Origin of the sequence: Paracoccus sp. SM22M-07, from assembly GCF_001887735.1 — a bacterium.
Classification (GTDB): Bacteria; Pseudomonadota; Alphaproteobacteria; order Rhodobacterales; family Rhodobacteraceae; genus Paracoccus.
Genome location: NZ_JPKW01000017.1, coordinates 43558 through 53309 on the forward strand (window position 1 = coordinate 43558; position 9752 = coordinate 53309).

A 9752-nucleotide genomic window follows, 5' to 3' on the forward strand; every position below is an offset into this window, starting at 1 on the left:
AGTTCTGCCTTTCGATGACGGCTGCGGGGCTTACAGGTAGTCGCCGCGCTGCAACCCGTATTTTGCCATTTTCTCGTTCAGGGTCCGACGCGGCAGGCACAGTTCGTCCATGACGCTGGCGATGCTGCCCTTGTGGCGGCGCATGGTGTTGTCGATCAGCATCTTCTCGAAGCTTTCGACATATTCCTTCAGCGGCTTGCCCTCGGTCGTGGTGGCCTGCTGGTTATCCTCGCCATCCGCCATCAGCAAGGAGGCGATCGACCCCGATCCGCGACGGTTCTGCAGCACGGCGCGTTCGGCCACGTTGATCAGCTGGCGGATATTGCCGGGCCAGGGCGCCTGCAGCAGCTGGGCGGCCTCCTGGGCGCTGACCTGCGGGGGTTCGCAGCCGTATTCTTCGGAAAACTGCTCGGTCATGCGGGTGAACAGCGCCAGAATGTCTTCACCCCGCGCGCGCAGCGGCGGCAGGGTGATCTTCAGCGCCGAGAGGCGATAGAAGAGGTCCGGACGCAGCGAATCCTCGGCCTTGCGGCCCTCTCCGCGGGCGTTGCTGATGGCGATGATGCGGGTCTCGGCGGGCGTGCCCTGTTCGCTGATGAAGGCCAGCAGACGCGCCTGCAGCGGTTCGGACAGCGCCTCGATATCCTCAAGACACAGCGTGCCGGCGCGGGCTTCCTCGACCGCGGGCAGGCCTTCCTCCATCGGGCCGAACAGGCGCGTGGCCAAGGCCTCGTCGTTGAAGGCCGCGCAGCTGACCGGCACGAATTTCTTGGACGCGCGCGGACCGACCGCGTGCAGCGCATGGGCGACCAGCGTCTTGCCGGTGCCTGTTTCCCCGTCGATCAGCACATGGCCGTCGGCCTGCCCCAGGTCCAGGATGTCCTCGCGCAGGCGTTCCATCACCGGGCTGGCGCCGATCAGCTTGGACATCACCTGCTGGCCCTCGGACAGGTCGCGGCGCAGGGCGCGGTTGTCCAGCGTCATCCGCCGCGCCTGCGTGGCCTTTTTCGCCAGCGCCGTCATGCGGTCGGGGTTGAAGGGCTTTTCCATGAAGTCCATCGCGCCAAGGCGCATCGCCTCGACCGCCATGGGCACGTCGCCATGGCCGGTGATCATGATGACCGGCAGGTTGCTGTCCAGCCCCATCAGCCGCTTCAGGAAGGCCATCCCGTCCATGCCGGGCATGCGGATATCGGTCACGACGACGCCGGGCCAATCGGTCCCGATGACCTTCAGCGCGTCTTCGGCGCTGGCGAATGTCTCGGTCTCGAAGCCGGACAGGACCAGCCACTGGCTGATGGATTCCCGCATGTCGGGTTCGTCATCCACGATCGCGATCTTCAATTTCCGGGACATTCTGCAATCCTCTCGTTTGGCGTCATTCGGCCGCAAGGGCCTGGCGGGGCTGTCCGGGTCGGTGCAAGGGCAGCTCGACTCGGAAGACGGCGCCGCCTTCGGTTTCGTTATGTGCGGTCAGCCGACCCCCGAAATCCGCCACGATGGTGGAGGAGATGGCCAACCCCAGTCCAGTGCCCTCGCCGGGCTTCTTGGTCGTCCAGAAGGGTTCAAACAGCTTTTCGAGGTCCGATACACCCGGCCCGTTGTCGCGAATCGACACATAGGCGTGAGCGCCGGCCTCGACCGTGATCTCGATCGCGGCATCGGGGCGGCCCTTGACCGCATCGACCGCGTTGCGCAGCAGGTTGATCAGCACCTGTTCCAGCCGGATGCGGTCGGCCATGACCATCACCCGTTCGCGCGGCACGTTGCGGATGATGCGGATGGGGCGCGTGCGCAGCTGCGGTTCCATCATGGTCAGCGCGCTGCTGACGGCGGCGCGCAGGTCCACGGGTTCGACCGCCTCGCCGCCCTTGCGGGCATAGGATTTCAGCTGCCGGGTGATGGCCCCCATCCTGTCGATCAGGTCGTCGATGCGCTGGAAGCTGGACAGCGCCTCCTCGGGGCGGGACCGCTGCAGCAGCAGGCGCGCGCCCGCCAGATAGGTCTTCATCGCGGCCAGCGGCTGGTTCAGTTCGTGGCTGACGCCCGCGGACATTTCCCCCAGGGCGGCCAGCTTGCTGGATTGCTGCATGGTCTGTTCGGCGACCCGCAATTCCTTCTGCACCCGTTCGCGTTCCGCGATCTCGCGCGTCAGGCGGGCGTTCAGGGCACGCAGATCGGCGGATTCGCGGCGATAGGCGGCCGATTGCAGCCGCGCGCGGCGCGACATCAGCCAGAAGGTCCCCGCCAGCAGGATGGCAAAGCCCATGATCTGCAAGGCGAGGATCGCGTTGACCTTTTCACGCACCGAACTGTAGGCGGTAAAGCTGATCATTCGCCAGCCGCGGAAGGGCACGCGCGCCTCGGACCGCATCACGGCGCGGCCCTGGACATAGGCATCGGCGGGCGTCGCGGTCCAGTCGGCGGTGACCTGGAAGGCGCGCTGGATGGCCGATGGTGCCGACCGCACCGCCAGGGCCTGCGGCATGGTCAGGCCGCGCCAACGCGGTTCGGTGGACAGGATGATGTTGCCTTCGCTGTCGGTAACGGCCACCGCGTCCGAAATGCCTGCCCAAGACCGTTCCAGCTGGGACAGATCGGCCCCCACGACGATGACCCCCAGGGTCTTGCCATCCGACACGACGGCACGGGAATAGGCGAATTCATAGGCCCCCGAGGCCAGTTCGGATACCGTGAAGACGGTATCGCGGGCACGCAGGGCCTCGACGAAATAGGGGGCGGCGACGCTGTTCACGCCGATCTGATAGCGGTCGGTCGATCCGACCACCCGTCCCGAGGCATCCAGCAGCCGGATCGAGGCGGCGCCGATCTCCTCTTGCGCGGTCATCAGACGCGCCGAGGTGGTCGAGAAGTCATTGCCCAGCAGCGCCGCGATCAGCGCCGGGTCCCGCGCCAGCAGCAGCGGCACCACGGAATTGCGCTGCAGTTCCGACATCAGGTTGCCGCTGTAGAGCGCGATGCGCAGTTCGGACCTGACGCGGGTGTTTTCGGAAAACCGGTCGGTCAGCCATGCGTTGGTCGTCCAGATCGTCGCCAGCGCCGTCAGGAATATCAGGACGACGGTGGAACGCAGCCACCACGGGTTCGACAGGCGCGACCGTCTGGTCCGCCCGCGTTCGACACTGTCCTGAATGTCCTGTTCACCGCCCACACACCGGCCCGTCCATTTCGCGTGACTGACGCAATCTAGGACCAACCGGCGCGCGGCTCAAGTCAGGCATGGGCAAGCGCGTCGACCAGCCCCCGGAACATCGCGGCGCCATCCGTGCCGCCGGTGACCGGATCGACCGCGCGTTCGGGGTGGGGCATCATGCCCAGCACGCGGCGGTTTTCCGACAGCACGCCCGCGATGTCCTGAACGGATCCGTTGACAGCGGGGGCATAGGTGAAGGCGATGCGGTCCTGATCCTGCAGCTGCGCCAGCCCGTCGGACGTGATCTGATAGTTGCCGTCATGGTGGGCGACGGGAATGCTGATCGTCTGGCCCTTGTCATAGCCCGCGGTGAAGGCGCTGTCGGCGGTTGCGACGCGCAGGGTCGTGGGCTTGCACAGGAAGGTCAGGCCGGTGTTGCGCATCAGCGCGCCGGGCAGCAGGCCCAGTTCCGTCAGGACCTGAAAGCCGTTGCAGATGCCCAGGACATAACCGCCACGCGCCGCATGGGCCCGCAGCGCCGCCGCGATGGGCGATTGGGCCGCGATGGCCCCGCAGCGCAGATAGTCGCCGAAGGAAAAGCCGCCGGGGACGCCCACCAGATCGATGCCCTCGGGCAGGCTGTCATCCTTGTGCCAGACGCGGGTGACGTCGGCCCCCGCCTGTTCCAGCGCGACGGCAAGGTCGCGGTCGCAGTTCGATCCGGGGAAAGTGACGACGGCGGCTTTCATCGCAAGGACTCCTGTCAGCGGGGATGGGCGGGACATAGCGCAGCTTTTCCCACGAAGAAAGGGGCCACCGGCCCTCGCATGCGAAAGGGGCCGGGCGATGCGCCCGGCCCCTTCGCGGTTCCGACTTAGGCCAGGGCCTTGTTCAGGTACTGATCGACCTTTTCCAGATAGCCCATGGTGGTCAGCCATTTCTGGTCGGGGCCGACCAGCAGCGCCAGGTCCTTGGTCATGTGACCGTCTTCCACGGCCTGGACGGTCACCCGCTCCAGCGTCTGTGCAAAGTTCAGCAGCTCGGCGTTGTCGTCCAGTTTCGCGCGGTGCTTCAGGCCACCCGTCCAGGCAAAGATCGACGCGATCGAGTTGGTCGAGGTCGCGTTGCCCTTCTGGTGTTCGCGGTAGTGGCGCGTGACCGTGCCATGGGCCGCTTCGGATTCCACGACCTGCCCGTCGGGCGTCATCAGCACCGAGGTCATCAGGCCCAGGCTGCCGAAGCCCTGCGCGACCGTGTCGGACTGAACGTCGCCGTCATAGTTCTTGCAGGCCCAGACATAGCCGCCCGACCATTTCATCGCGGATGCGACCATGTCGTCGATCAGGCGGTGTTCGTAATGGATGCCGGCCTTCTTGAACCGGTCTTCGAACTCGGCCTCGTAGACTTCCTGGAACAGGTCCTTGAAGCGGCCGTCATAGGCCTTCAGGATCGTGTTCTTGGTCGACAGATAGACCGGATAGCCGCGCGACAGGCCATAGTTCATCGAGGCGCGAGCGAAATCGCGGATCGAATCGTCCAGGTTGTACATGGCCATGGTGACACCCGAGGAGGGCGCGTCGAAGACCTCGTGCTCGATCGTCTCGCCGTCTTCGCCGACGAACTTGATCGTCAGCTTGCCCTTGCCGGGGAAGCGGAAATCGGTGGCGCGATACTGGTCGCCGAAGGCGTGGCGGCCGACGATGATCGGCTGCGTCCAGCCCGGCACCAGGCGGGGCACGTTCTGGCAGATGATCGGTTCGCGGAAGATGACGCCGCCCAGGATGTTGCGGATGGTGCCGTTCGGGCTGCGCCACATCTTCTTCAGGCCGAATTCCTCGACCCGGCCCTCATCGGGGGTGATGGTCGCGCATTTGACGCCCACGCCGTATTTCTTGATGGCCTCGGCCGCATCGATCGTGATCTGGTCGTCGGTGCGGTCACGCTCCTCGATGCCCAGGTCATAGTATTTCAGGTCGATGTCCAGATAGGGCAGGATCAGCTTCTGCTTGATGAAATCCCAGATGATCCGCGTCATCTCATCGCCGTCAAGCTCGACGACGGGATTTGCGACCTTGATCTTCGACATGGGGTCCCCCTTGGCGTTTGAATTGGATGGCACGGCTATAGCCCGAATGGGGCCGCAAGGGAAGACGGTATGCAATTGTATGCGAAACCGTTGGAACCCTCGGAAATCCCATCGAATATGTGTAAACATATCCTTTTAGACAAATAGTACAAAAGCGCGCGTGGGTGTATTTGGGTCCTTTATCTAGCGCGAGGGTTCCGTGATGGCGTACTATCCCACTGAAAGTGCGACGTGGATGTATTTCGGCAATGAACCGCAATACAACACCACTGCGTGGACACCCCTGTCCGAGTCGGATGCCGACAATCTGGTCGGCTACAAGGCGGTCGGACCCAATCAGATCAGTGCGGTGACCCTCAGTGCCCCGACCAATTCCCTCAGCGTCGAGGGCCAGCCCGTTGCCGCCTGGGCGACCACCTACAATCCGGCCCAGAACGGCGCAAGCCGGATGAACTACGACTCGCCCTCCGAAGGTGGCGAGACGGTTCAGAAGATCACCGGTTTCGCGCGCGTCGACTATCGTGTCACGATGCCCGACGGAACGCAGGTCGATCAGGAAGGCGTCATGATGCAGATGCGGAACGGGGACATGTTCTTCCGTCCGGCGCTGGATACGGTCGACGATTGGTCCGACATCAAGCAGCTGTATTCCGTCGAAATTCTTGATGCCGAGCCGCTGCCGAAATACACCTATGTCGCGTTGGTGTCGTTCAACCCCGACATCTTCGATCTTGATATCGTCTGCTTTGCAGCCGGAACGATGATCCGCACCGACAAGGGCGACATCGCCGTCGAGGCCCTGCAGGTCGGCGACATGGTCTGGACCCGCGACAACGGCTTCCAGCCGCTGCGTTGGGCCGGTGTCAGCCATCTGGACGCCATCGACTTGGCATCCAAGCCCAACCTGCTGCCGATCCGCATCAAGGCGGGCGCCCTGGGCGCGGGCATGCCCGCAACCGATCTGGTCGTGTCGCCGCAGCATCGCATCCTGGTCCGTTCGGCCATCGCCCAGCGGATGTTCGGCGCGCTCGAGGTGCTGGTTCCGGCCAAGCACCTGACGGAACTGCCGGGCATCGACGTTGATGCGGCGGTGACCTCGATCACCTATCATCACCTGATGTTCGACGCCCACGAGGTCGTGTTGTCGAACGGTGCCGACAGCGAATCGCTTTATCCCGGCGCACAGGCCCTGCGCGCGCTTGGCGCCGAAGCGGTGGCCGAGATCGAGGCGATCTTCCCCGGCGTGCTGATGGCCTCGCCCCAGACGGCGCGGCCCTTTGCACGCGGTGCCAAGGTCCGTCAGATGGTGTCGCGCCACGTGGCCAACGGGCAACCGCTGGCCTCCTGATCCTGGCTCTGCCCGACCACGGTCGGGCGGCGGTTCAGGCGGCTGCGAAGTGACGCGCCAGCCGGTCGTGAAGCCAAGCCCACAAATCAGATGACGCGCGTCCGACAGGTTGTCCGACGCGCGTTTCCATTTGTGCCAGCGACACGTCGTATTCGATCCAGCCCAGGCCACCGGTATGCAGATGCTGGATGGCGGGCTGGGCGCGATCCAGCCCCTTGGCAAAGATCGCGTCCGGGGTCTGCTGTTCCTCGAATTCCCGCCACAGGGCCAGGAACTCGGCCCCCTGCCCCGCAGGCAGCAGGCCGAAGATGCGGCGCGCGGCGGCGGCTTCGTCGGCCTGGATCTGTGCCGAACCATGCGCCTGCCCGCCCGCCGAATGCAGCGGCACGTCACCCACGTCGATTTCGACCAGGTCATGGATCAGCAGCATGCGGATGACGCGGCCGATATTCACGCCGGGACCCGCCAGTTCAGCAAAGGCCAGCGCGTAAAGCGCCAGATGCCAGCTGTGTTCGGCGCTGTTTTCATGGCGCGACAGGTCGATCAGCGTCGTGGCGCGATGAACCGATTTCAGCTTGTCAGCCTCGGCCAGGAAGGCCAGGCGACGGGACAGGTCATCATCCGGCAGGGGTTGGCCTGCCAGCAGCAGCCGCGCCGCCTGCATGATCTGCGGCCATTCATGGTTCAGACGCGCGGCGCGACCCCGGTCCAGGTTGTCGCGCACGATGTCGACATGCTCGGGCACAGGCCTGGGCGCCTGCATCACCTGGAACAGCGGATGCACATGGTCCATCCGCTTGGCCATCACCGCATCATCGGACCCGTGGGTTTCGAATTCGGACCACAGCGCCAGAAGACGATCGGCATCGGGCGACAGTCCGAAGATGCGGCGGGCGGCGGCCAGTTCGGCCCGGTTCAGGGCCGCGACGTCATGGTCCAGGTGGATGGGTTGATCGCCCACGTCGATCTCGACCAGGTCGTGGATCAGCAGCATAGCGATGGCGCGGTCGCTGGCGCCGAAGACCATCGCGTAAAGCGCGACGTGCCAGCTGTGTTCGGCGCTGTTCTCGTCCCGCGACAGGTCCATCAGGACATTGGCGCGGGTGACGGATTTCAACCGGTCGGCCTCGCACAGGAAAGTGACATGCTGGCCGATCCGGTTGGTCATTGACAAAACGTCCTCAGCGCGTGGTTTCGGTCAGACGCTTGCGGACATAGGTCTGCATCAGGTCGATCATCGGCTTCATGTGGGCCTCGTCATCGCGGAAGAAGTGATCGGCGCCATCGATCTCTTCATGCGTGATGGTGATGCCCTTCTGTTCGCGCAGCTTGCCGACCAGCGTGTGGGTGTCCTTGGGGGGCGCCACGCGATCGGCCGTGCCGTTCACGATCAACCCCGAAGACGGGCACGGTGCCAGGAAGCTGAAATCATACATGTTCGCGGGCGGCGACACGCTGATGAAGCCGGTGATCTCGGGGCGGCGCATCAGCAGCTGCATCCCGATCCAAGCGCCGAAGCTGAAACCCGCGACCCAGCAATGCTTGCTGTTCGGGTTCATCGACTGCAGGTGATCCAGCGCCGATGCGGCATCGGACAATTCGCCGACCCCCTGGTCGAATTCGCCCTGGCTGCGGCCCACGCCGCGGAAGTTGAACCGCATGACGGTAAAGCCCATGCGATGGAACGCATAGTGCAGGTTATAGACCACCCGGTTGTTCATCGTGCCGCCGAACTGGGGGTGCGGATGCAGGACGATGGCGATGGGCGCGTCGGGCTTGCCGGGCTGGGGGTGGTAGCGCGCTTCGAGACGGCCTTCGGGGCCGGGGAAAATCAGCTCGGGCATGGTCTTCCTTCACAGGGCTTTCGGGTTTCTTGACGCTTGCGCGCATGGCTTCTAGACGGGATATCTGGGAAGCCCGCGCGGACTTGGCAAGAAACATGCTGGGCTGGGCATAGCGCGCGATGACGGCGCCCGTCAATGCAAGGCACATGTTTCGGTGCCGCTTAAAAGAGGCTGTGCCATGAAACTGTCGACCAAGGGGCGTTACGCCATCATCGCGCTGGTGGATCTGGCCATCGCCAAGAACGACGAACTGACCTCGCTGGCCGAAATATCGAACCGCCAGGACATCTCGCTGCCCTATCTGGAACAGCTGTTCGTGCGCCTGCGCCGCGCGGGGCTGGTGTCATCGGTGCGGGGTCCGGGCGGCGGCTATCGCCTTGCGCGCGCACCCGAAACCATCCGCGTGGCCGAAATCCTCGAAGCCGTCGATGAAACCGTCAGCGCCATGCATATCGGGGCCGGCGCTTCGGGTGGCATCTCGGGGTCGCGGGCGCAGACGCTGTCGAACCGGCTTTGGGAAAGCCTCTCGGCGCATGTCTATGTGTTTTTGCACAATCACAGCCTGGCGGACGTGGCCAAGAACCAGCTGCTGCCCTGCCCCGCGCTGCCCAAGATCCTGAACGTCGTGGACGAATGATCCGCCCGTTCACGGGGTGATGAAGTTTTTTTGATCCGACGCGCATCCGGTCGCCCCCGGCCCGAGTCATCGGTGCCAGAGGCCGCGAACGGGCCTTGATGCACATCGGATGAGGAGAACGTCATGTCAGCCACCCCGAAACACTCCATGAAGATCGCGACGCTTTACGGCAGCGTCGCGTTTGTCGCGCTGATCGGCGGCGCAGGGCTTGCGCGGGCCGATGCCACGGCGGATTGCAACACGGGCGCGGGCACCAATTCGGTGGAATGCGGCGTGAATTCGACTGCCGATGGCGAATTCTCGGTCGCCATCGGCGACGACGCAATGACCGACGAAACAGCGGTCGACGGCGTGGCCATCGGCGGCGTCGCCATGGCGACGGGTCCCTCGACCACCGCAGTCGGTGGTGAAAGCGTCGCGACCGGGCCGGGCGCATCGGCCATCGGCTGGCAGTCCATGGCATCCGCTGAGCGCGCCCAGGCCTTCGGGCACCTGGCCACCGCGCAGGGCGTGCGCTCGCTGGCCATCGGTGAAAATGCCGACGCACAAAGCGACCTCTCGACCGCCATCGGCAACGAGACCGTCGCCAATGGCGTCGACGCGCTGGCCATCGGCGACACCGCCGCCGCCAACGGCAACTCGACCACCGCAGTCGGCGGTGAAAGCGTCGCGACCGGGCCGGG

General features: G+C 64.8%; 9 protein-coding genes. 3 read left to right on the top strand and 6 right to left on the bottom strand.

Annotated elements, in window-relative coordinates:
- Positions 1-30 precede the first annotated feature (30 nt).
- From IE00_RS17395 to IE00_RS17410, 4 genes are all read right to left on the bottom strand, one after another.
- Positions 31-1356, bottom strand: a complete 1326-nt coding sequence (locus IE00_RS17395) for a sigma-54 dependent transcriptional regulator (protein ID WP_072298458.1) — start codon at positions 1354-1356, stop codon at positions 31-33.
- A 22-nt stretch (positions 1357-1378) separates the two neighbouring features.
- Complete coding sequence (locus IE00_RS17400) at positions 1379-3112, bottom strand: ATP-binding protein (protein WP_371328457.1); 1734 nt, start codon at positions 3110-3112, stop codon at positions 1379-1381.
- 122 nt (positions 3113-3234) lie between these two features.
- On the bottom strand, positions 3235-3903 hold the full coding sequence (gene purQ / locus IE00_RS17405; RefSeq protein WP_072298459.1) for a phosphoribosylformylglycinamidine synthase subunit PurQ: 669 nt from the start codon (positions 3901-3903) through the stop codon (positions 3235-3237).
- A gap of 125 nt (positions 3904-4028) precedes the next feature.
- Positions 4029-5240, bottom strand: a complete 1212-nt coding sequence (locus tag IE00_RS17410) for an NADP-dependent isocitrate dehydrogenase (RefSeq protein ID WP_072298460.1) — start codon at positions 5238-5240, stop codon at positions 4029-4031.
- A gap of 235 nt (positions 5241-5475) precedes the next feature.
- Here IE00_RS17410 and IE00_RS17415 point away from each other — a divergent pair, with 235 nt between their 5' ends.
- Positions 5476-6588 (top strand): Hint domain-containing protein, encoded by a 1113-nt coding sequence (locus IE00_RS17415; protein ID WP_240493985.1) that lies wholly within the window; start codon positions 5476-5478, stop codon positions 6586-6588.
- Positions 6589-6622: 34 nt separating this feature from the next.
- Here IE00_RS17415 and IE00_RS17420 read toward each other — a convergent pair whose 3' ends face one another.
- Positions 6623-7756, bottom strand: coding sequence for an HD domain-containing protein (locus IE00_RS17420; RefSeq protein WP_072298461.1), 1134 nt, complete (start codon positions 7754-7756; stop codon positions 6623-6625).
- Positions 7757-7769: 13 nt separating this feature from the next.
- Positions 7770-8432, bottom strand: a complete 663-nt coding sequence (locus tag IE00_RS17425) for an alpha/beta hydrolase (protein ID WP_072298462.1) — start codon at positions 8430-8432, stop codon at positions 7770-7772.
- Between the two features lie 178 nt (positions 8433-8610).
- On the opposite strand from IE00_RS17425, the gene IE00_RS17430 reads away from it, so the two are divergent.
- Both IE00_RS17430 and IE00_RS17435 read left to right on the top strand, forming a co-directional pair.
- Positions 8611-9069, top strand: coding sequence for an Rrf2 family transcriptional regulator (locus IE00_RS17430; RefSeq protein WP_072298463.1), 459 nt, complete (start codon positions 8611-8613; stop codon positions 9067-9069).
- 147 nt (positions 9070-9216) lie between these two features.
- Positions 9217-9752: hypothetical protein (locus IE00_RS17435; RefSeq protein WP_371328455.1), on the top strand; the 536-nt coding region annotated here is incomplete at its 3' end.

Bases quoted from the DNA above. Each gene is read 5' to 3' on its own strand.
- IE00_RS17415 (WP_240493985.1), top strand. From the start codon at position 5,476: ATGTATTTCGGCAATGAACCGCAATACAACACCACTGCGTGGACACCC.
- IE00_RS17395 (WP_072298458.1), bottom strand. From the start codon at position 1,356: ATGTCCCGGAAATTGAAGATCGCGATCGTGGATGACGAACCCGACATG.
- purQ (WP_072298459.1), bottom strand. From the start codon at position 3,903: ATGAAAGCCGCCGTCGTCACTTTCCCCGGATCGAACTGCGACCGCGAC.
- IE00_RS17410 (WP_072298460.1), bottom strand. From the start codon at position 5,240: ATGTCGAAGATCAAGGTCGCAAATCCCGTCGTCGAGCTTGACGGCGAT.
- IE00_RS17420 (WP_072298461.1), bottom strand. From the start codon at position 7,756: ATGACCAACCGGATCGGCCAGCATGTCACTTTCCTGTGCGAGGCCGAC.
- IE00_RS17430 (WP_072298463.1), top strand. From the start codon at position 8,611: ATGAAACTGTCGACCAAGGGGCGTTACGCCATCATCGCGCTGGTGGAT.
- IE00_RS17425 (WP_072298462.1), bottom strand. From the start codon at position 8,432: ATGCCCGAGCTGATTTTCCCCGGCCCCGAAGGCCGTCTCGAAGCGCGC.